Origin of the sequence: Paracidovorax oryzae ATCC 19882 (genome assembly GCF_000687165.1) — a bacterium.
GTDB lineage: Bacteria > Pseudomonadota > Gammaproteobacteria > Burkholderiales > Burkholderiaceae_C > Paracidovorax > Paracidovorax oryzae.
The window spans coordinates 1-19,292 of the sequence record NZ_JMKU01000048.1 but is presented as its reverse complement, the minus strand read 5'-3'; the positions used below and the strand labels follow the sequence as shown (position 1 = coordinate 19,292).

Sequence of the window (19,292 nt, the reverse complement as noted above, 5' to 3'; positions counted from 1 at the left end):
GCCACCCCCAGGCCAGCACGCTGACGAACACCGCGACGGGGCTCATGCGGCTGGTGCGGCTGGTGAGCCAGGGGGTGAGCAAATTGCCCACGATGGTGTGGATGAGCAGGGAGGCGCCGCCGACGGCCAGGGCCATGTCCACGGTGCCGAACTGCAGGAAGGCGACGAGCGCGGAGGCGCCCGTGACGACGATGGAGCCGACGTACGGGGCGAGGTTGAGCACGCCGGCCACCACCCCCCAGACGGCCGCGTTCTCCAGCCCGAGCAGGGCATAGGCCACGCCGGTGCCGATGCCCACCAGGACGCTGGTGGCCACCTGCACGAGCAGGTAGCGCTGGATCTGCCCGGTGATGTCGTCGAGCACTTCCATGGTGATCTTGCGGCGCTCGAGGCTCTGGCCCGCGATGCGCACCAGCTTGCGGCGGAAGAGGTTGCCCGAGGCGAGCGAGAAGAAGGTGAGGAAGACCACCACGGTGAGCTGGCCCGCGGCAGATACCAGGCCCATGGTGCCGGTCCATACGTAATCGCGGATGTTGAAGGGCGCGCGCTCGATCACCACGCGCTGCACGCCGCGTCGCGTCTGGGGCGGGATGCTTTCGGTGGCGGCCTGCTCGATCTGGCTGGCGGCCTTCTGCATGGTGTCGAGCGGGCTCGGCCCGCGCATGTTCATGCGCATGGCATCGCGCACCTTGCGGGCGGCGACGGGCAGGGAGTCCACCAGTTCGGCCGCGCCGTCGGAGAGCGACCAGGCCGTGCCGCCGAGGCCGCCCACGATGCCCAGCAGCAGCACGCCGGCGCCGAGCCAGCGCGGGATGTACCAGCGACGCAGCGCGGTCACGATGGGCTGCAGGGCGATGGTGAGCAGCACGCTCAGCATCAGAGGGATGAAGACGGCGCTGGCCCAGTGCAGCAGGGCCACGGCGGCGAAGAGGGCCAGCAGGGCGAGCGAGAGGTTGCGCACGTCCACGGGCATCTGCAGCACGAAGGGGGACGGCGGCGATGCGTCCGTGGACGGCGGTGGAGGCTCCGCCGGGCCGGGGGCCGGCGCGGGCGGGTCGCCTGCAGGGGGCGAGGTCGGCGGTGGGTCCCCGGCGGGTGGCGGTTCGGCGGGCGGATCGCCCGCGGGCGGCGGCGCGGAGGCACGCGTGGCGGTGGTGTCGGGCGGGGAGTCCGGGGCGGGGGCGGAAAGCTGCATGCGCGGATTGTGGCGCGGCCGGAGCCCGTGCGGGCGTAGGCGGGCACCCGGCCATGGCATCGGCGGGGCGCCGTCGGCGGTGATGTACAGGCGCCAGACTGGGCAGGGAAAGCGCCGTTGTTCCACCCATTCGCCGGGCGCGCGGCCGTTAGCATCCAGCCATGCATTCCGAGGAAAGGTGCGAGCGCATGACCCCCGTTGCGGAATTTCCGCCGTTTTCGAACGCCCGCCGGAGCGGTCCGGCGCTGGCAGCCGTGCTGCTGTGCAGTGCCGGGCTGGCCGGCTGCGTGGCACCTCCGGACTTGCCGCAGCCCGTGGCGCACGCTCCGTCCACGCAGAAGACGGCACGGGCCGTGCACCACTGGGACGTGCTGGCCGCGGATGTCGCGGAGCGCACGGCGGTGAAGCTGCGCGAATGGCCTGCGGGAGCGCATCCGATCTACGTGGTGCCGGCGTCCGATGGTCCGGACGTGCCCGGCTTCGTCGCCGGCTTCCGGACGCTGCTCATCACCCATCTGGTCGAGCGCGGTCTGGCGCTGTCCACGCAGCCTTCCGGCGTGCGGCTCGCCGTGGATGTCCAGCTCGTGCAGCACGTGGCGCCGCCCGGCGAGGGCGCGCGGCCGGTGCTGCTCGGCGATGGCGTGCGCGTGGCGCGGGATGCCTCCATGGAAAACGGCGACTACCTGCTGGCGGCGCAGCCGGTGCCGGTGCCTGTGGCTACACGTTCCACGCCGCAGGGCCTGGTGCGCGTGCCGGCGCGCACCGAGATCCTGGTCACCACCTCGCTGGAGAGCGAAGGACGCTACCTGGCCCGCACGAGCGACGTCTATTTCATCGACCAGGCCGACGCGGCGCTGTACCTGCCACCGCCGCCCGTGCCCCTGGCTCCCCCGGCGGTGGGCATTCCGGCGACGGCCGGGGTCAAGACCTGGCAGGTGGTGGCGCCATGAAGCACAACGACTCCATCCCGCGGCAGATGCCGCGGCGCGCCTGGCTGCGCAGGGGCTTGGGGATGGCCGCCGTTGCCTGCTTGCCGGGCTGCGCCCGCTACTACTATGGCGCCGCGGCTGCGCCGTCGTCGGGCGGCGGTGTGATGGGCGCGCTGGGCATGGGCGGCTCGCCGGCGGAATCGCTGCTGGAGACCAACCAGGCCGCGGCCGACGCGCTGCTGCGCCAGGTGCCGCAGCTCGATCCGCGCCAGCCCGTGCTGGTGGCGACGCTGGTGCACATCGACCGGCTGGACGAGGCGTCGCGCCTGGGGCGCCTTTTCTCCGAGCAGATCGCCGGGCGGCTGGTGCAGCGCGGCGTGCGGGTGACCGAACTGAAATTGCGGCAGAACCTCGTGATGGCGCCCGGGCAGGGCGAGCTGCTGCTGTCGCGCGAGGTGCGGGACGTGAGCCGTGCGCAGGCCGCGCAGGCCGTGGTCGTGGGCACGTATGCCGCCACGGCGCAATCGGTGTTCGTGAGCCTGAAGCTGGTGGGTCCGGAGGGCAATGCCGTGCTGGCCGCCCACGACTACGTGGTGCCGGTGGACGACAACGTGCGCATCCTGCTGTCCATGCGCTGATCCCAAAAAAAATCCCGGCACAAGGCCGGGACAAGGGGAACTCGCTGTTGGAAAAAATGCACCGCAGGGTGCGCCGCGGAGGGCGCTGCGGTCGTGTGACGCGGGTGGCCGGCGGGCGCCGCCGGGCCACGGGGATGCATCAGTGCAGCATCAGGGCGCCGGCCGACTTGCTCTTGCCGGCACGGGCCGGAGGATTGCACAGCCCGCAGGTGTAGGCGCGGGGATTTTCGTACATTTCGGTGACGAAATGGCCGCCGCACTGCGAACACTTGGTGCGCGTGAGCATACCGGCATCCACGAACTTCACGAGGCGCCATGCGCGGGTGAAGGACAGCAGGGGTTCGATCTCGGCCGTGGCGACCTGCTCGCTGTAGAGCCGGTAGGCCTTGGTGAGCAGTTCCACGGAGTCCAGGCTCACGCCCTTGGACAGGTATTCGTAGATGTTCAGGAACAGGGAACTGTGGACGTTCTCCTGCCAGGTGAGGAACCAGTCCGTGGAGAACGGCAGCTGGCCCTTGGAAGGCGACTTGCCCGCGATTTCCTTGTACAGGCGGATCAGCCGCTCGTACGACAGGGAGGTTTCCGATTCCAGCACCTGCATGCGGGCGCCCATCTGGATCAGCATGGCGGCGCGCTCGATCTGCTTGGATTCGTTCAGGACGCTCTTCACGGGGGCGGCAGCTGCGGTCATGGCGGTCTTTCGGAGGCGGAAGGGGCGGGAAGGTCGGACTGCGGCGGGAAGGCTCAGAGCACTTCCGACACGCGGCTGGCCATGAGGATGTTGGCGTGCAGCGTGTTGGTGGCTTCGTTGCCGACCTTCTTGGGCGTGTTGTGGTTGGTGAGCAGGCTCCAGACGAGGTTGTCGTCCACGCGGAAGCTGCACAGCAGGGTGTTGCGGGAGGCCAGCTTGAGCACCTGGGCTGCCGAGAGGGAAGCCAGGATGTCTGCGGCGTCTTCGTTGATGCCCAGGCGGAACACGGCTTCGGCCTTGTCCTGGCGGATCAGCGTCTGGGCCAGCATCAGGTAGGTGAGGTTGGCTTCGCGGATTTCAGCGAGAAGTTGTTCCGAGGTCATGGTGTATTCCTTTTCCGTTAGCAGATCCCGAGGCCCCTGGCGGTGTGCAGGTGTGTCGCGATCCGTTGAAATGGATTGTGAATTCGGTCCAATCGGAAATTAAGTCGGGGTTTGGAGGTGCATCGTGTCTCGTCGGCAAGCCGGGCATGTAGGAATTTGCCTTACAAGCCCGCCGGTGGCCGAACGGGAATGAGAGGGGCGGCGTGCTGTGCACGGCCTCGGAACGCCGTCGGGGTGGCGGGCACCGCTATCGGGTGAATACGGACTGCCTATGGCTCAACCGCAGCTCGGCCATGGCCGGACCAGGGCTTGGCGGCACCCCGGGCCTGCCCGCGGCCCGGTCGCGTGGGTGCGGCCGGTCGCGTCGCCGGCCGGATGCGCCCGGGGGCCCGGGTGAGGTCTTATGCCGCGCGCACGGCGGGCATGCCTGGGGTTGGGCGGAAGCCCGCCCCGTGGTGCGCAGGCGCGAGACGGTTGCCCCGGCCGGCCAGCTTGTGGCGCAGCGTGCCTTCGGCGTAGGCGGTCTTGTGCAGGCCGCGGTATTGCAGTTCGGGCACCACGAGGTCGATGAAGTCCGTGTAGCTCTCGGGCACCACGGTGCGCGCGAGGTTGAACCCGTCCACCCCGGCCTCGTCCAGCCAGGATTGCATCTCGTCCGCGATGTCCTGCGGCGAGCCGACCACGGTGGCGTAGCGGCCGCCCAGGGCCAGTTCCTCCAGGAGGTCGCCCAGGGTGTAGTGGTCGCGTCCGTTGGCGAGGCGCCGCAGGCTGTTCTCGATGCCGTTGCTGCGGTGCTGGCCGATCAGCGGCGTGTCCTGCCGGTAGGTGGAGAAATCGATGCCGGCGCCGGCCGAGAGGTGGGCCAGCGCCGCCTCCGGGCTGGCATGGCGGCAGTAGTCCTGGTACTTGTCCTCGGCCTCCTGGCGGGTGGCGCCGGGCACGGCGGTGAGTCCCACCACCACCTTCACGTCGTCGGGGTGGCGGCCCGCGCGGACCACTTCCGCACGCAGGGCGCGGACCAGTTCCCGCGTGGAGGCCTTGTCCTGGGTGGACATGAACACGCACTCCGCGTGCCGCGCGGCGAAGCGCAGGCCGCGCCCGGAGCTGCCCGCCTGGAAGAGTACCGGGGTGCGCTGCGGCGACGGCTCGCAGAGGTGGTAGCCTTCGACCTGGTAGTGCGTGCCGTGGTGGCGCACCGGCCGCACGCGGGCCGGGTCGGCGTAGATGCGCCGGGCGCGGTCGCGCTGGACGGCGTCGTCGTCCCAGCTGCCTTCCCAGAGCTGGTAGGCCACGTCCATGAATTCGTCGGCCCGGTCGTAGCGCTCGTCGTGCGGCATCTGCTGCGCCACGCCCATGGCGCGCGCGGCCGAATCGAGATAACCCGTGACGATGTTCCAGCCCACGCGGCCGCGTGTGAGGTGGTCCAGCGTCGAGAACCGCCGGGCCAGCAGGTAGGGCTGCTCGTAGCTCAGGTTCACGGTGACGCCGTACGACAGGTGGCGCGTGGCGGCGGCCATGGCGGGAACGAGCAGCACGGGGTCGTTGACCGGCAGCTGCACCGATTCGCGCAAGGTGACATCGGCGGACTGCCCGTAGGTGTCGTACACGCCCACGATGTCGGCCAGGAAGAGGCTGTCGAACAGGCCGCGCTCCAGTTCGTGCGCGAGTTCGGTCCAGTAGTCCAGCGAGTGGTATTCGCCCGACCGGTCGCGGGGATGCGTCCAGAGGCCGTGGTTGATGTGGCCCACCGTGTTCATGCTGAACGCGTTGAGGATGATCGGGCGGGTGCGTTGCGTGCCGGGCATCACAGGGCTCCATGGCGCGGCGGCCGGGTGCCGTTGAGCACATGGTTGCCCACGGCGTGGTACTTCCACCGCACCGGATCGTGCAGCGTGTGGGTGCGCACGTTGCGCCAGAAGCGGTCGAAGCCGTGTGCCGCGGCGGTGGCGGAGGTGCCGCCCAGTTCCAGCAGCTTGTTGGCGGCCAGCAGGCCCGCGCGGTGGGCGAGCGCGCGGGCCTCGGCCACGGCCACCGACGCGGCGGCCACGGTGTCTTCACCGGGCGCATGCCGGGCGGTATCGACGAAGCGCGCGGCCCGGCGCAGCATCGCGCGCGCCGCGCGCAGCCGCAGGTCCACCTCGCCCACGGCATGCAGGGTGAGCGGGTCGTCCGTGGCGCGCTCCACCTGCGCGTCGATCCAGGGGCGCGCGTGGTCGCGGATGAAGGGCAGGGCGGCCTGCAGCGCCCCTTCGCCGATCCCGAGATCGATGGCCGCGTGCATGATCTGCGCGAACGGTCCGATGGCCGTGGGCTGCTCGAAGCTGGCCTGGAACGGCACGATCCATTCGGGCTGCACCGGCACGCCGTCCAGCGCCACCGATCCGCTGCCCGTCACGCGCTGGCCCATGCCGTCCCAGTCGTCCTCCACCGTGATGCCGGGTGCGTGGCGCGGCACGAAGGCGATCACGCTCGCCTCGCGGCCGTCATCCAGCTGCTGCATGGCCTGCGTGGGAATCCAGTGCGCGAAGATCGCGCCGGTGCAATAGGACTTGCGCCCGTGCAGCACCCAGCCGCCACCCGACCGCTCCAGGCGGGTGCGCCGCCGGTAGTCGCGGTGGCCGGTTTCGGACAGGGCGTTGCCGAAGCGCTCGCCCTGCAGCACGCGCCCGTGGAAGAAGCGCTGCTGGGCGTCGGTGCCGCCGACGCGCAGCACTTCGAGGGCGTAGAAATGGTTTTGCGGGATATGGCCCAGCGATCCGTCCGCCGCGGAGACCGTGGCGATGGTCTGCGCGAGCGTCCAGGCGTCGGCGCCCGGGCCGCCGTGGGCCTGCGGCACGGTGATGCCCCAGAGCCCGCTGGCGCTGTAGGCCTCGATTTCCGCCCAGGGCAGCCGGCGCTCCCGGTCGCGCGCGAGCGCCTGGGGCGCCCATTCGCCGGCGAGCGCGGCGGCGGCGGCGAGGATCTGTCCGGGCGTGGCCAGCACCGGCGGCCGGTGCGCGGGCGGTGGCGGCACGGGTAGTGCCGGCGAAGCAGGGCCTGCCTGCTGCAGGGAGTGCCGTTCCTGCTGGGTGTGTGCGGTCATGGGCGGTCCTGGTCAGTTCCACTGGTGGCGGCGGGGCGCCTGGCCGTTCAGCACGTAGCGGCCGATGAGGTGGTATTTCCAGCGCACCGGGTCGTGCAGCGTATGGACGCGCGCGTTGCGCCAGTGCCGGTCGAGGTTGTGGACGGTGCGCGATGCAGAAGTGCCGGCCAGTTCCAGCAGGTGTTCACCGGCGCGCAGCGCGGCCTCCGTGGTGAGCACCTTCGCGCGCGCGACCGCCACCGATGCCTCGGCGCTGGCGGCGTCCGTGAGCGGTGCCCGGGCGGATGCATCCAGCAGGTCCGCGGCTTCGGCCAGCAGCTCGCGCGCCGCGTGCACGTCGATGGCCAGCTCGCCGACCTCGCGCAGGATGTGCGGATCGTCGTGGGCGTGCTCCACGCCGGAATCCACCCACGGCCGGGTCTTCTCGCGCACGTAGGCGAGTGCGTCCTCCAGGGCGCCCTCGGCGATCCCCAGGTCGATGGAGGCCTGCAGCAGTTGCGAGAACGGCCCCGTCAGCGTGGGCCGGTCCTGCGCGGCGTGGAGGGCGACCACGTTGTCTTCCTCCACGGGCACGTCCTGCAGCACGACGCTGCCGCTGGCCGTGGTGCGCTGGCCGAAGGCGTCCCAGTCGTCGATCACCTGCAGCCCGGGCGCCGTGCGGCGCACCCAGACCTGCACCGGGCGGCCGTGCTCGTCTTCCGCGCGGAAGGGCACCCAGTGCGCGAACAGCGCCCCGGTGGAATAGTGGCGCGTGCCGCTGGCGCGCAGCGTTCCCTGCGCATCCCGCCGCAGCCGCGCCGTGGCGTGGTGGACCGCGGCGGCGCGGGCCTTGCGCTCCGGACCGGCATTGCCCAGCCGGTGCCCCGCCAGCACGTCCGCGAAAATGCGGCGCTGCAGCGACGGGCTGCCGAACTCCACCAGGTGGCGGATGAGCGCATGGTGGTTCTGCGGAATCTGCCCCAGCGACGGGTCGGCCGCGCACAGGACGGCGAACACCTCCATCCGCGTGCGGAACGAGGCGCCGATGCCGCCGTGGGCGCGCGGCACGCCGATGCCGCCCAGGCCGCTCGCGGTGTAGCGCTCGATCTCGTCCCAGGGCAGGCGGCGCTCGCGGTCGCGCGATGCCGCGTCCTGGCGGAATCCGTGCGCCAGCGCGCGGGCGATGTCGAGTGCTTCGGCCTCGCTGGCGATGCGGTGCGGCGTGCGCGGCGGCAGGGGCAGGCGGGTGGTGGCGGCGGGGCTGTCGGCGGAGAGGGTTTCCATGGGCGTGGGGGCTCCTGGGGATCGAGGAAGAGGGCGGGGCTCAGCGATCGCGCAGGCGCCGCACGCAGAGGTCGCCGGTGGACTGCACCACGGTGACCAGCGCGATCAGCACGGCGATCACGACCACCATCACCTGGGTGTCGAAGCGCTGGTACCCATAGCGGATCGCCAGGTCGCCCAGGCCGCCTGCGCCCACCGCGCCGGCCATGGCGGAAGCGCCGATCAGCGCCACCAGCGTGATCGTGAAGCCGCCCACGATGCCGGGCAGCGCCTCCGGCAGATAGACGTGCCGCACGATGTGCCACTTGCGGCATCCCATGGCCTGTGCGGCCTCGACCAGGCCGTGGTCCACCTCGCGCAGGCTGACTTCCGCGATGCGCGCGAAGAACGGCGTGGCGCTGATCGACAACGGCACGATCGCTGCCCACACGCCGATGGTGGTGCCGGCCACGATGCGCGTGAAGGGAATGAGCGCCACCAGCAGCACGATGAAGGGCGTCGCCCGGAAGCCGTTGATCACGCTGCCGGCGACGCGGTGCAGGCGGGGCGATGCGAGAAAGCCGCCGGGAGCCGTCGCGATGAGCAGCAGGGCCAGCGGGATGCCGGCGAGGAATGCGGCCGTGCCGGAGACCCCGACCATCAGCAGGGTGTCGGCCAGCGCCTGGCCATAGCGTTCGGCGGGGATGGACAGCGAAAGGCTCATGGATGGGTGGATGGGTGCGTGGATGGGAACGTTGCCGGGGGCTGCGACGTGTCGGGGAGGAGGTAGCCGATCACCTGGGCGGAGTGCGCGATCGCACCCTGGCCGTGCGTGAGCGGGGCGAGGTCGCCCAGCGCCGCGCTGCCTTCCACCGCCAGCACCAGATCGCCCTGCGCATGCCCCTGGATGCGGTCCACGCCGCCGTGCACCAGGCGGGCTCCGGGAGGGAGGGCCGCAGCGATGCGCGCGAGATCGGGCTCGAGGCCGCCTGCGCCGCTGTACCCGAGCTGCACGATGGTGGAGAACCGACCGTGCCGGGGCGGGTGCGCCTGCAGCCGTGCGTGCAGGTCCGGGGGCAGGCCCTGGCGCAGAGGGGCCAGCAGCGCCTGCGTGGCGTCGTGGCGTGGCGCACCGAACACCTGCCAGACGGGGCCCTGCTCGGCAATGCGTCCCCGCTCCAGCACCACCACCTGGTCGGCGATCTCGCGGATCACGCGCATCTCGTGCGTGATCAGGATGACGGTGATGCCCAGGCGACGGTTGATGTCCCGCAGCAATTGCAGGATGGCGTGCGTGGTTTCCGGGTCCAGGGCCGAAGTGGCCTCGTCGCACAGCAGGATTTCCGGGTGCGTGGCCAGGGCGCGTGCGATGCCCACGCGCTGCTTCTGCCCGCCGGACAGCCGGCCCGGGTGGCTGCGGTGCTTGTCCTGCAGGCCCACGAGCTCCAGGAGTTCGTTCACCCGCCGCGTGACCTCCGCCGGGCGGGCGCCCGCCACGCGCAGCGGCAGGGCGATGTTGTCGAACACCGTCTTGGCGGACAGCAGGTTGAAATGCTGGAAGACCATGCCGATGCGGCGGCGCAGCGCCACCAGGCCATCGTCGTCCAGCGTGCCGATGTCCACGCCGTCGATGAGCACCTGTCCGTGCGACGGCGCCTCCAGCCGGTTGATGGTGCGCAGCAGGCTGGACTTGCCCGCGCCGCTGCGGCCGATGATGCCGAAGATGCTGCCGGCCGGGATGTCCAGGTCGATGTCCTGCAGCGCTGCCACGTCGCCCGCCGAGGAGGCATACACCTTGTCGACGCCGCGCAGGGCGACGGCACCTCGCGGCCCGGCCGTGCCATCGGCCGCCGGGGCCGTGCCGGCTGCGGGAGGGAAGGCCTCCGCGGCCGGGACCGCGGCGCCGGTGCGCCGCCAGGCTGCGGGAGCAGGCCCGGGAGTCCCCGGGAAGGCGGGTGTACGCCGCAGCACGGAGGAAAAGGCCATGCGAAGCACCTCCTGCCTCACGAACGCGTCCAGGCCAGCGAATAGAGCCGGTCGTCGTTCGCGAAGGCGCGCCGCGTCTCGCTCTTCACGGCCGGCGAGTTCTGGTAGAGGCGGATGAACCGCTGCACCACGGGGTCGTCCACGCGACCCTGGCGGACCACGAACTGGATCGCGAACTGCGCGTCCTCGATGCCCGAGTAGGCCAGTCCGCTGGACGGGTCGAACGCCTTGGCCGCCACGATGAAATGCGGATAACCCTGGGCGATGTCCACGTCGGGCGTGATGCGCACCAGCTGCGGACCTTCGACCTCCACGAAGCGGAGCTTCTTCGGGTTGTCCACGATGTCGGCCAGCGTGCCGAGGTAGCCCACGTCGGGCTTGAGCCGGACGAGGCCTGCCTTCTGCAGCAGCAGCAGGCCGCGGCCCTGGTTGACCGGGTCGTTGGCGATGCCCACCTTGCCGCCGGCGGGCACGTCCTCCACTTTCTTGTGCTTCAGCGAATACAGGCCCACATTGGCCAGGATGCCGGTGCCCGCGCTCGCGAGCTGGAAACCCTGCTTCCTGATCGCGTTGGCGAGGAAGGGCTGGTGCTGGAAGTAGTTGATGTCGATGTCGCCCGCGTTCAGCGCCACGTTGGGCGTCGTCCAGTCGGTGAACTCGATCACCTCGACCTGCAGGCCCTGGGCCCGGGCCTCCTTGGCGGCCACGCTGACGGAGTCCGCGTAGGCGCCGGGCACCACGCCGATGCGCAGGCGGTCGGCCGCGAGGGCGAGGGGGAGCGCGCCCAGGCCCAGTGGCGCGGTGGCGGCCGCCGCGAGCAGGCGGCGGCGGGAAACGGATGCGGTCATTCTTCGGTCCTCGGGCAGGTGATGCGGCCATTCTCAGGACCGGCCCCACCGCACGGGAACGAAGATTTGCAGACTAGCTTATGCGGTTTTTTCCGCGAACGCGGCGGCGCAGGCCCGCCGCCGCGGTGCCGTCAGCCGCGCTCGACCGGGCGGGACGGATCGCTGCACCACTCGCTCCAGCTGCCGGCGAACAGCGCGGTCCTGCCCAGCCCGGCGACCTGCATGGCCAGCACATTGGGCGTGGCGCTCACGCCGCTGCCGCACTGGTGCACCACGGTGGAAGGATCTCGGCCCGCGAGCAGCGATTCGAATTCGGCCCGCAACTGCGCGGCCGGCTTGAAGCGGCCGTCGCGCCCGAGGTTGTCGGAGAACGGGCGGTTCAGTGCGCCGGGAATGTGGCCGGCAACCGGATCGAGCGGCTCCACCTCGCCGCGGTAGCGCGCGGGCGCACGCGCATCCACCACCGTCTGGCCCGGCCGGCCCAGCGCGGCCTGGACCTCGGCGGCCTTGGCCAGCTGCTGCAGGGGCTCGCCCAGGGCGAAGTTCGCCTGGAAGTGCGCGGGCTCCTCGCCGTGCGCGAGTTCGCCGCCGGCCTGCTCCCAGGCCTGCAGTCCGCCGTCGAGCACCGCCACGGCCTCGTGGCCCGCCCACTGCAGCATCCACCACAGGCGCCCGCAGAAGTTGGTGCCGTTGCGGTCGTACACCACCGCCTGCATCGCATTGGAAAAGCCCACGGAAGACAGCCACGCGGCGAAGCGTTCGGGATGGGGCAGCGGGTGCCGGCCGCCCGACGACGGCATCTCGCCTTCCTTCGCCACGATGGTGCCGCCCGCGCCGGGCACGCCGTGCCGGGCGCTGAGCGCCTCGTCGAGGTGCGCATACACCGCGCCGGGGATGTGCGATTCGAGGTATTGCTGGTGCCCGCGCGAAGGGTGCGCCAGATCGAAGCTGCAGTCGAAGACCATCAGGGGGGCGCCGCTCGCGCGCAGCGCCTGGAGTTCGTCAGCGGAAATGAGGGTGGTGTAGGCCATGGCGTGTTCAGTCGATGGAGCGTGAGGGAATGGGAGGCTAAGCGTTCGTGGAAGGTGCGGCCGGGCAGGCTCCCATGGTGCGGATTGTGCTGCGTGCTCGGCGCGCACGGCGTCGGCGCAGGCCGCCAACCGCGTGGCACGGCCATCGGCGTGCCCGTGCCGGTTCAGTGCTCTTCCGCCGGCGCCCCGGGGGCCGCACGCGCGCGCAATACGGTGGCGACGATCCCGCTCACGATGATCAGCGCCATGCCGGCCCAGCCGATGGGTGGAATGTCGTCGCCGAACAGCACCACGCTGTACACCCCCGCGAACACGATGCCGGAATACTGCAGGTTGGCGACCACCAGCGTGCCGCGCTGCGAGCCCGCCCGTGCGTAGGCGCGCGTCATGCAGAGCTGGCCCGCGGCGGCGAGGACCCCGATGGGCAGCAGCCACAGGCCGGGCCAGCCCGGCCAGGCCGATGCGCCCGTGAGCAGCATGGCAGCGCCGCCCGCCACGGCCGAGCCCACCGCGAAGTAGAACACCGTGCGTGTCTCCGGCTCGCCGATGCGCGACAGCGCCATCACCTGCATGTAGGCGAAGGCGGCGGACAGGCCCGAGAGCAGCCCGATCAGGCCGGCGAACATCTCGTTGGCACCAATGCTGGGGCGCAGCATCATGACCACGCCCGCGAAGCCGGCCATCACCGTCAGCACCAGCGGCGCCTGCAGGGGCGGGCGCGTGCCGCCCGCGTTGCCCGAGGGCCGCCATGCCAGCAGGGCACCACCGACGATGAAGGCGGCGATCCACACGCTGCTCATGTAGTTGAGCGTCATGGCGGTGGCGAGCGGCAGGTGCGCGATGGCATAGAACCAGGCGCCCAGCGAAGCCACGCCGATCAGGCTGCGCCAGGCATGCATGCCCGGGTAGCGGGTGCCCAGTCCCACGCCCTGGCGCCGCGCCAGCGCCCAGAGGATGGCCATGCCGATGATGCCCCGGTAGCACACCAGCTCGGCGGCGTTGAAATGGGCCGATGCCAGCTTCACGCAGACCCCCATGCTCGCGAAGAGGAATGCGGCGAGGACCATCCAGAGGGCTTGCATGGGCGTGGAGCGGAAGATGAGGGGCGGGTGGGGGAGTCCCGCCGATGTTAGGCCAGGCCGCAGGGCCCGGTCCGGAAAGAGGGCCCGTGAAAGCCCACCCCCCGGGATTCGCGGCGGCCGGACCGGGCGCCCGTGCCGCCGCCGGGCCGGTCAGCCGCGCGGCACGGCGGTGCCCATGGCGTCGCGGTACCACTCGTGGAAGTGCTGCATGCCGTCTTCCATCGGGCTCTGGTAGGGGCCCACCTCGTTGTCGCCGCGGTCGAGCAGGGCCTTGCGGCCGGCGTCCATGCGCTCGCCGATCTCGTCGTCCTCGATGCAGGTCTCCATGTAGGCGGCCTGCTGGGCCTCGACGAATTCGCGCTCGAAGGCGGCGATCTCCTCGGGATAGTAGAACTCGACCATGTTGAGCGTGCGCGTCGGGCTCACGGGATGCAGCGTGGACACGGTGAGCACGTGCGGGTACCACTCCACCATGATGTGGGGGTAGTAGGTGAGCCAGATCGCGCCGCGCTCGGGCATGCGGCCCTCGCGGTAGTTCAGCAGCACTTCGTGCCACTTGCGGTACACCTCCGAGCCGGGCTTGCCGAAGGTGGAGGCCACGCCCACGGTCTGCACGGAGTAGTGCTTCTGGAACTCCCAGCGCAGGTCGTCGCAGGTGACGAAGTTGCCCAGCCCCGGGTGGAACGGGCCCACGTGGTAGTCCTCCAGATAGACCTCGATGAAGGTCTTCCAGTTGTAGTTGCACTCGTGCAGCTCGACCTTGTCGAGCACGTAGCCGTCGAACGACAGCTCCGCGAGCGGGCCCATGCCGGCGAGGTCGGCGGCGATGTCGCGGCCGTTGTCCTCGAAGAGGAGGCCGTTCCACTCGCGCAGCGCGTAGTTGTTCAGGTTCAGGCAGGGGTCGTGCGAGAAGTGCGGCGCGCCCAGCAGCTCGCCCTGGGGCGAGTACGTCCAGCGGTGCAGCGGGCAGACGATGTTGCCCGCGGCGTGGCCCTTGCCGTTCGTGCGCAGGTTGCCCCGGCCCTGCAGCATCACCGCCTGGCGGTGGCGGCACACGTTGGAGACCAGTTCGATGCCGCCCTGCGCGTTGCGCACCAGGGCACGGCCCTGTCCTTCCTGCGGCAGCGCGTAATAATCGCCCGGTTCGGGCACGCTCAGCTGGTGCCCCACATAGCGGGGCCCGCGCTGAAAGATGGTGTCCAGCTCGCGCCGGAACAGCGCATCATCGAAATAGCTTGAAACTGGTAGTTGGCTTGCGGCCTGCTGCAGTTGAAGACTTAAATCAGACATGGGTGACCTGACCTAAAGACTCCCCACAGGGAGGGTGCGCGTGCGCACGGGGACGTGGAAAAAACGAAACCGGCCGAGCAAAGTACCCACAGCCGGTTCGACGAAGAAATGGGATTGTAGCCAATGGGGTTATTTCCGCTACCCGCGTGCGTGTATTGTGTTTGCGTGGCCGGCGTGTGACGCCCGCATGCGCGACGCTGCAGGCCCGGCCATGCGCCTAAAATGGCCCGTTTTACCTGCGCCCGCTGGCGCGGCTGCTTTCCATGCCCAAGGCTTCCCCTCCTGCTTCCGCCCCCCCGACCGCCGAGCCCGCGAGCTACGAAGCCGCGCTGGAGGAACTGGAACAGCTGGTGGGCCGCATCGAATCGGGCCAGCTGCCGCTCGAGCAGATGCTGGCCGGCTACCAGCGCGGCGCGGAGCTGCTGGCGTTCTGCCGCGGCCGCCTGGAGGCCGTGCAGGACCAGATCAAGGTGCTGGAGAACGGCACGCTGCAACCGTGGACGCAAGACTGATGGGCCCCGCTGCGCTTTCCCCGCACGCCGGCGACGCCGGCTTCGACCTCTCCGCCTGGAGCGCGCAGGCGCTGCAGCGTGTCGAGGACGCCCTGGAGGCCTGGGTGCCTGCCGATGCGCCCGGCGGCCTGGGCGATGCGATGCGCTACGCGGTGCTGGGCGCGGGCAAGCGCCTGCGCCCGCTGCTGGTGCTCGCCGCGGCCGAGGCGGTGTCGGGCCACGCCGGCGCTGCACTGCGCGCGGCCTGTTCTGTGGAGCTGATCCACGCATATTCGCTGGTGCACGACGACATGCCCTGCATGGACAACGACGTGCTGCGCCGCGGCAAGCCCACGGTGCACGTGCAGTTCGGCCAGGCCCAGGCGCTGCTCGCGGGCGATGCGCTGCAGGCCCTGGCTTTCGAGTTGCTCACGCCCGAGGACGACGTGCCCGAGGCCATGCAGGCCCGGCTGTGCCGCCTGCTGGCCCGGGCCGCGGGTGCCGACGGCATGGCCGGCGGGCAGGCGATCGACCTGGCCAGCGTGGGCATCGCGCTGTCGGAGGACGAATTGCGCCGCATGCACCGCCTCAAGACCGGCGCGCTGCTGCAGTCCAGCGTGCTGATGGGCGCGGCCTGCGGAGCGGCGGCCCCCGCTGCGTGGGACGCCCTGTCGCGCTACGGCGCGGCCCTGGGGCTCGCCTTCCAAGTGGTGGACGACGTGCTGGACGTGGTGGCCGATTCCGCCACGCTGGGCAAGACGGCCGGCAAGGACGCGGCCAGCGACAAGCCCACCTATGTCTCGCTGCTGGGGCTGGACCAGGCACGCGCCTACGCGGCCGCGCTGCGCGACGAGGCGCATGCCGCCCTGCAGGGCAGCGGCCTGGCGGGCACGCGCGTGCTGGCGGCGCTGGCCGACATGGTGATCGACCGATCCCGCTGAGACTGGGAGCCGGACCGCGCGCGTCCCGCCCCGTTCCCCGGCGCAAGCGTGCCGGCGCCACCCAACCAAGAGCAATATGTCCACGAATTCCCTTCCTCTCCTGCAGACCGTGAACGACCCGGCCGACCTGCGCCGCATGTCGCGCGCCCAGCTGAAAGAGCTGGCCGCGGAGCTGCGCGCATTCGTGCTGGATAGCGTGTCCAAGACGGGGGGGCACCTCAGTTCCAACCTCGGGACCGTGGAGCTCACGGTGGCGCTGCACGCCGTGTTCGACACGCCGCGCGACCGGCTCGTGTGGGACGTCGGCCACCAGACCTATCCCCACAAGATCCTCACCGGCCGGCGCGACCGCATGCCCACGCTGCGCCAGATGGGCGGCCTCTCGGGCTTTCCCCAGCGCACGGAGAGCGAGTACGACACGTTCGGCACCGCGCATTCGAGCACCAGCATTTCCGCGGCCCTGGGCATGGCGCTGGCCGCACGCCAGCGGGGCGAGGACCGCCGCGCCGTGGCCATCATCGGCGACGGCGCCATGACCGCCGGCATGGCCTTCGAGGCGCTGAACAACGCGGGGGTGGCCGATGCCGACCTGCTGGTCATCCTCAACGACAACGACATGAGCATCAGCCCGCCCGTGGGCGCGCTCAACCGCTACCTGGCGCAGCTCATGAGCGGGCACTTCTACGCCGCCGCGAAGAACGTCGGCAAGACGGTGCTCAAACCCGTGCCGCCGCTGCTCGAGCTTGCCAAGCGCTTCGAGCAGCAGGCCAAGGGCATGGTGGTGCCCGCCACGCTGTTCGAGAAGTTCGGCTTCAACTACATCGGCCCGATCGACGGGCACGACCTCGATTCGCTCATTCCCACGCTGGAGAACATCAAGGGCCTGAAAGGGCCGCAGTTCCTGCACGTGGTCACGAAGAAGGGGCAGGGCTACAAGCTGGCCGAGGCCGACCCCGTCGCCTACCACGGCCCGGGCAAGTTCGATCCCAGCGTCGGCATCACCCCGCCCGCCACGCCACCGAAGCAGACCTTCACGCAGGTGTTCGGCCAGTGGCTCTGCGACATGGCAGCGCAGGACGAGCGGCTCGTGGGCATCACGCCCGCGATGCGCGAGGGTTCGGGCATGGTGGAGTTCGAGAAGCGCTTTCCCGGCCGCTACTACGACGTGGGCATTGCCGAGCAGCATGCCGTGACCTTCGCCGCAGGCATGGCCTGCGAGGGCGTGAAGCCCGTGGTGGCGATCTACTCCACCTTCCTGCAGCGCGCCTACGACCAGCTCATCCACGACGTGGCATTGCAGAACCTGCCGGTGGTGTTCGCGCTGGACCGCGCGGGCCTTGTCGGTGCCGATGGCGCCACGCATGCGGGCGCCTACGACATCCCCTTCGTGCGCTGCATTCCCAACATGAGCATCGCCTGCCCGGCGGACGAGCGCGAGTGCCGGCAACTGCTCTCCACCGCCTTCGGGCAGGACCATCCCGTGGCCGTGCGCTATCCGCGCGGCAGCGGCGCGGGCGTGGCACCCCTGCCGGGGCTGGAGGGCCTGCCCTTCGGCAAGGGCGAAGTGCGCCGCACGGGGCAACGCATCGCGATCCTGGCATTCGGCACGCTGCTCTACCCCGCGCTGCAGGCCGCCGGAACGCTGGACGCCACGGTGGCCAACATGCGCTGGGCCAAGCCGCTGGACACCGCGCTGCTGCTGGAGCTCGCCGCCACGCACGACGCCTTCGTGACGGTGGAAGAGGGTGCCGTGCTGGGCGGTGCCGGCAGCGCCGTTTGCGAGGCGCTGAACGCCGCCGGCATCCTGAAGCCGGTGCTGCAGCTCGGCCTGCCCGACATGTTCATCGAGCACGGCGACCCGGCCCGCCTGCTCGCGCTGCAGGGCCTCGATGCCGAGGGCATCGTGCGGTCGATCACGGCACGCTTCGGTCCCGCCGCGGGCTGAGCCATGCAGGGCGCCCGGCCGCACGGCCGGGCCCGAGCGCGCGGCAAGCTTGCAGAAGGCTGAGGGCCGTGGGCGCGGTGTTTTTCTTTCGCGGGAAAACCCCCAACGGGCCGGAGTGGCCCATTCCTACAATCGTTTCCGGCTGAAACAGTCCGTCCCGGCCGCTCCGTGATCCGGAGCCCGGGGCCGTTCGCTCGCAATCAATTACCGGAGACCCATCCATGGACCGTCGTTCCATCCTCAGGCACGCAGGCATCGCCGGCGTGCTGGCGGCCGGCGCAGCCCCCGCTGTGCACGCCCAGGCCAGCATCCGCTGGCGCCTTGCGTCCAGCTTCCCGAAATCGCTGGACACCATCTACGGCACGGCGGAAGTGTTCTCCAAGAAGGTCAGCGAAGCCACCAGCGGCAAGTTCCAGATCTCGGTGCATGCCGGCGGCGAGCTGATGCCGGCCTTCGGCGTGGTGGACGGCGTGCAGAACGCCTCCGTCGAGATGGCGCACACGGCGCCCTATTACTTCTACGGCAAGGACCCGACGTTCTGCCTGGGCTGCGCCGTGCCCTTCGGCCTGAACGCGCGGCAGATGAACGCCTGGATGTACGAGGGCAACGGCCTGAAGCTGATGCGCGAGTTCTACGCCAAGTACAACATCATCAGCTTCCCCGGCGGCAACACGGGCGCGCAGATGGGCGGCTGGTTCCGCAAGGAGATCAAGTCCGTCGCCGACCTCAAGGGCCTGAAGTTCCGCACCAACCCGTTCGCGGGCAAGGTGCTGGAACCCTTCGGCGTGATCCCGCAATCCATCCCCGGCGCCGACCTGTATCCCGCGCTGGAGAAGGGCACGATCGACGCGCTGGAATGGGTGGGCCCCTACGACGACCAGAAGCTGGGATTCAACAAGGTCGCGCCGTTCTACTACTACCCCGGCTGGTGGGAAGGCGGCCCGCAGCTGGACTTCTACATCAACACCAAGGCCTGGGAAGGCCTGCCGGCCGAGTACAAGGCCGTGGTGGAAGCTGCCGCCTCGCACGCCCACGTCACGATGCTGTCCAAGTACGACGCGCGCAATCCCGTGGCGATCAAGCAGCTCGTGGGCTCGGGCACCAAGCTGCGTCCGTTCACGCAGGACGTGATGAATGCGGCGTTCAAGTCGGCGCAGCAGATCTATGCGGACCTGAACAATACCAATCCGGAGTGGAAGAAGGTCTATACGGATTACGCCAAGTTCCTGGCGGACGAGAACGCGTGGTTCCGGTTCACGGAAGGCACGTTCGATCGGTTCATGCAGGCGCAGAAGCTCTGAGCGGGTTGCCGGGTACAAGAAGAAGCTACGTGTTTCTTTGGGGCGGCCGCTGGGTCGCCTTTTTCTTTCTTTGGGGTGGTTTTTTTCCGGGGCCGGGATGTGCGCCCGGCGGCGCACCTACTTTCTTTTGCTTCGCCAAAAGAAAGTAGGCAAAGAAAAGGCGAGCCCTGGTGTCTGCGTCCCCCTTCGCCCCGAAAGGGGCGAAGGGGGCAGCCTG

Annotated in this window: 18 protein-coding genes; 6 read left to right on the top strand and 12 right to left on the bottom strand. The window is 70.3% G+C overall.

The window, feature by feature from the left end; genetic code table 11:
- A partial coding sequence (locus T336_RS25545; RefSeq protein WP_035226950.1) for an AI-2E family transporter occupies positions 1 to 1,195 on the bottom strand: 1,195 nt, incomplete at its 3' end.
- Between the two features lie 188 nt (positions 1,196 to 1,383).
- Between T336_RS25545 and T336_RS0122035 the strand changes: the two genes are divergently transcribed.
- Positions 1,384 to 2,145: a hypothetical protein gene (locus T336_RS0122035; RefSeq protein WP_051647408.1), complete on the top strand. Its 762-nt coding sequence runs from the start codon at positions 1,384 to 1,386 to the stop codon at positions 2,143 to 2,145.
- Positions 2,142 to 2,762 (top strand): FlgO family outer membrane protein, encoded by a 621-nt coding sequence (locus tag T336_RS0122030; protein ID WP_026434143.1) that lies wholly within the window; start codon positions 2,142 to 2,144, stop codon positions 2,760 to 2,762. The genes T336_RS0122035 and T336_RS0122030 overlap by 4 nt, the downstream gene beginning before the upstream one ends.
- A gap of 139 nt (positions 2,763 to 2,901) precedes the next feature.
- Here the strand turns inward: T336_RS0122030 and flhC are convergent, their stop codons facing one another.
- The 11 genes from flhC to T336_RS0121975 all read right to left on the bottom strand — a co-directional run bounded on the left by flhC (position 2,902) and on the right by T336_RS0121975 (position 14,397).
- Positions 2,902 to 3,453 (bottom strand): flagellar transcriptional regulator FlhC, encoded by a 552-nt coding sequence (gene flhC / locus T336_RS0122025; protein ID WP_013595548.1) that lies wholly within the window; start codon positions 3,451 to 3,453, stop codon positions 2,902 to 2,904.
- A gap of 53 nt (positions 3,454 to 3,506) precedes the next feature.
- Positions 3,507 to 3,836 (bottom strand): flagellar transcriptional regulator FlhD, encoded by a 330-nt coding sequence (gene flhD / locus T336_RS0122020; RefSeq protein WP_013595547.1) that lies wholly within the window; start codon positions 3,834 to 3,836, stop codon positions 3,507 to 3,509.
- A 401-nt stretch (positions 3,837 to 4,237) separates the two neighbouring features.
- A complete protein-coding gene (locus tag T336_RS0122015; RefSeq protein ID WP_026434142.1) occupies positions 4,238 to 5,641 on the bottom strand; it encodes an LLM class flavin-dependent oxidoreductase in 1,404 nt (467 codons plus the stop codon).
- The gene (locus T336_RS0122010; RefSeq protein WP_026434141.1) at positions 5,641 to 6,918 is read right to left on the bottom strand and encodes an SfnB family sulfur acquisition oxidoreductase; all 1,278 of its coding nucleotides are present in this window, start codon (positions 6,916 to 6,918) and stop codon (positions 5,641 to 5,643) included. Before T336_RS0122010 ends, T336_RS0122015 begins: the two co-directional genes overlap by 1 nt.
- Positions 6,919 to 6,930: 12 nt before the next feature.
- A complete protein-coding gene (locus tag T336_RS0122005) occupies positions 6,931 to 8,181 on the bottom strand; it encodes an SfnB family sulfur acquisition oxidoreductase (RefSeq protein WP_026434140.1) in 1,251 nt (416 codons plus the stop codon).
- Positions 8,182 to 8,221: 40 nt separating this feature from the next.
- On the bottom strand, positions 8,222 to 8,884 hold the full coding sequence (locus tag T336_RS0122000) for a methionine ABC transporter permease (protein ID WP_019701759.1): 663 nt from the start codon (positions 8,882 to 8,884) through the stop codon (positions 8,222 to 8,224).
- The gene (locus T336_RS0121995; RefSeq protein WP_026434139.1) at positions 8,881 to 10,146 is read right to left on the bottom strand and encodes a methionine ABC transporter ATP-binding protein; all 1,266 of its coding nucleotides are present in this window, start codon (positions 10,144 to 10,146) and stop codon (positions 8,881 to 8,883) included. Before T336_RS0121995 ends, T336_RS0122000 begins: the two co-directional genes overlap by 4 nt.
- 17 nt (positions 10,147 to 10,163) lie before the next feature.
- Positions 10,164 to 10,994, bottom strand: a complete 831-nt coding sequence (locus T336_RS0121990) for a MetQ/NlpA family ABC transporter substrate-binding protein (protein WP_019701757.1) — start codon at positions 10,992 to 10,994, stop codon at positions 10,164 to 10,166.
- Positions 10,995 to 11,125: 131 nt separating this feature from the next.
- Entirely contained in the window at positions 11,126 to 12,025 is a 900-nt protein-coding gene (locus tag T336_RS0121985) for a sulfurtransferase (RefSeq protein ID WP_026434138.1), read from the bottom strand.
- A 164-nt stretch (positions 12,026 to 12,189) separates the two neighbouring features.
- Entirely contained in the window at positions 12,190 to 13,107 is a 918-nt protein-coding gene (locus tag T336_RS0121980; protein ID WP_019701755.1) for a DMT family transporter, read from the bottom strand.
- A gap of 150 nt (positions 13,108 to 13,257) precedes the next feature.
- Positions 13,258 to 14,397, bottom strand: a complete 1,140-nt coding sequence (locus T336_RS0121975; RefSeq protein ID WP_026434137.1) for an aromatic ring-hydroxylating oxygenase subunit alpha — start codon at positions 14,395 to 14,397, stop codon at positions 13,258 to 13,260.
- Positions 14,398 to 14,660: 263 nt separating this feature from the next.
- On the opposite strand from T336_RS0121975, the gene T336_RS0121970 reads away from it, so the two are divergent.
- The 4 genes from T336_RS0121970 (at position 14,661) to T336_RS0121955 (ending at position 19,075) form a co-directional block, all read left to right on the top strand.
- Entirely contained in the window at positions 14,661 to 14,909 is a 249-nt protein-coding gene (locus T336_RS0121970; RefSeq protein WP_019701753.1) for an exodeoxyribonuclease VII small subunit, read from the top strand.
- Positions 14,909 to 15,829 (top strand): polyprenyl synthetase family protein, encoded by a 921-nt coding sequence (locus T336_RS0121965; RefSeq protein ID WP_019701752.1) that lies wholly within the window; start codon positions 14,909 to 14,911, stop codon positions 15,827 to 15,829. The genes T336_RS0121970 and T336_RS0121965 overlap by 1 nt, the downstream gene beginning before the upstream one ends.
- A gap of 76 nt (positions 15,830 to 15,905) precedes the next feature.
- Entirely contained in the window at positions 15,906 to 17,774 is a 1,869-nt protein-coding gene (gene dxs, locus T336_RS0121960; protein ID WP_026434136.1) for a 1-deoxy-D-xylulose-5-phosphate synthase, read from the top strand.
- A 221-nt stretch (positions 17,775 to 17,995) separates the two neighbouring features.
- Positions 17,996 to 19,075, top strand: a complete 1,080-nt coding sequence (locus T336_RS0121955; RefSeq protein ID WP_013595534.1) for a TRAP transporter substrate-binding protein — start codon at positions 17,996 to 17,998, stop codon at positions 19,073 to 19,075.
- Positions 19,076 to 19,292: the final 217 nt, after the last annotated feature.

Coding starts and splice junctions, on each gene's coding strand:
- T336_RS0122000 (WP_019701759.1), bottom strand. CDS start 8,884: ATGAGCCTTTCGCTGTCCATCCCCGCCGAACGCTATGGCCAGGCGCTG.
- T336_RS0122015 (WP_026434142.1), bottom strand. CDS start 5,641: ATGCCCGGCACGCAACGCACCCGCCCGATCATCCTCAACGCGTTCAGC.
- T336_RS0121990 (WP_019701757.1), bottom strand. CDS start 10,994: ATGACCGCATCCGTTTCCCGCCGCCGCCTGCTCGCGGCGGCCGCCACC.
- dxs (WP_026434136.1), top strand. CDS start 15,906: ATGTCCACGAATTCCCTTCCTCTCCTGCAGACCGTGAACGACCCGGCC.
- T336_RS0121975 (WP_026434137.1), bottom strand. CDS start 14,397: ATGTCTGATTTAAGTCTTCAACTGCAGCAGGCCGCAAGCCAACTACCA.
- T336_RS0121955 (WP_013595534.1), top strand. CDS start 17,996: ATGGACCGTCGTTCCATCCTCAGGCACGCAGGCATCGCCGGCGTGCTG.
- T336_RS0121985 (WP_026434138.1), bottom strand. CDS start 12,025: ATGGCCTACACCACCCTCATTTCCGCTGACGAACTCCAGGCGCTGCGC.
- T336_RS0121965 (WP_019701752.1), top strand. CDS start 14,909: ATGGGCCCCGCTGCGCTTTCCCCGCACGCCGGCGACGCCGGCTTCGAC.
- T336_RS0122035 (WP_051647408.1), top strand. CDS start 1,384: ATGACCCCCGTTGCGGAATTTCCGCCGTTTTCGAACGCCCGCCGGAGC.
- flhD (WP_013595547.1), bottom strand. CDS start 3,836: ATGACCTCGGAACAACTTCTCGCTGAAATCCGCGAAGCCAACCTCACC.
- T336_RS0122030 (WP_026434143.1), top strand. CDS start 2,142: ATGAAGCACAACGACTCCATCCCGCGGCAGATGCCGCGGCGCGCCTGG.
- T336_RS0122005 (WP_026434140.1), bottom strand. CDS start 8,181: ATGGAAACCCTCTCCGCCGACAGCCCCGCCGCCACCACCCGCCTGCCC.
- flhC (WP_013595548.1), bottom strand. CDS start 3,453: ATGACCGCAGCTGCCGCCCCCGTGAAGAGCGTCCTGAACGAATCCAAG.
- T336_RS0121980 (WP_019701755.1), bottom strand. CDS start 13,107: ATGCAAGCCCTCTGGATGGTCCTCGCCGCATTCCTCTTCGCGAGCATG.
- T336_RS0121970 (WP_019701753.1), top strand. CDS start 14,661: ATGCCCAAGGCTTCCCCTCCTGCTTCCGCCCCCCCGACCGCCGAGCCC.
- T336_RS0121995 (WP_026434139.1), bottom strand. CDS start 10,146: ATGGCCTTTTCCTCCGTGCTGCGGCGTACACCCGCCTTCCCGGGGACT.
- T336_RS0122010 (WP_026434141.1), bottom strand. CDS start 6,918: ATGACCGCACACACCCAGCAGGAACGGCACTCCCTGCAGCAGGCAGGC.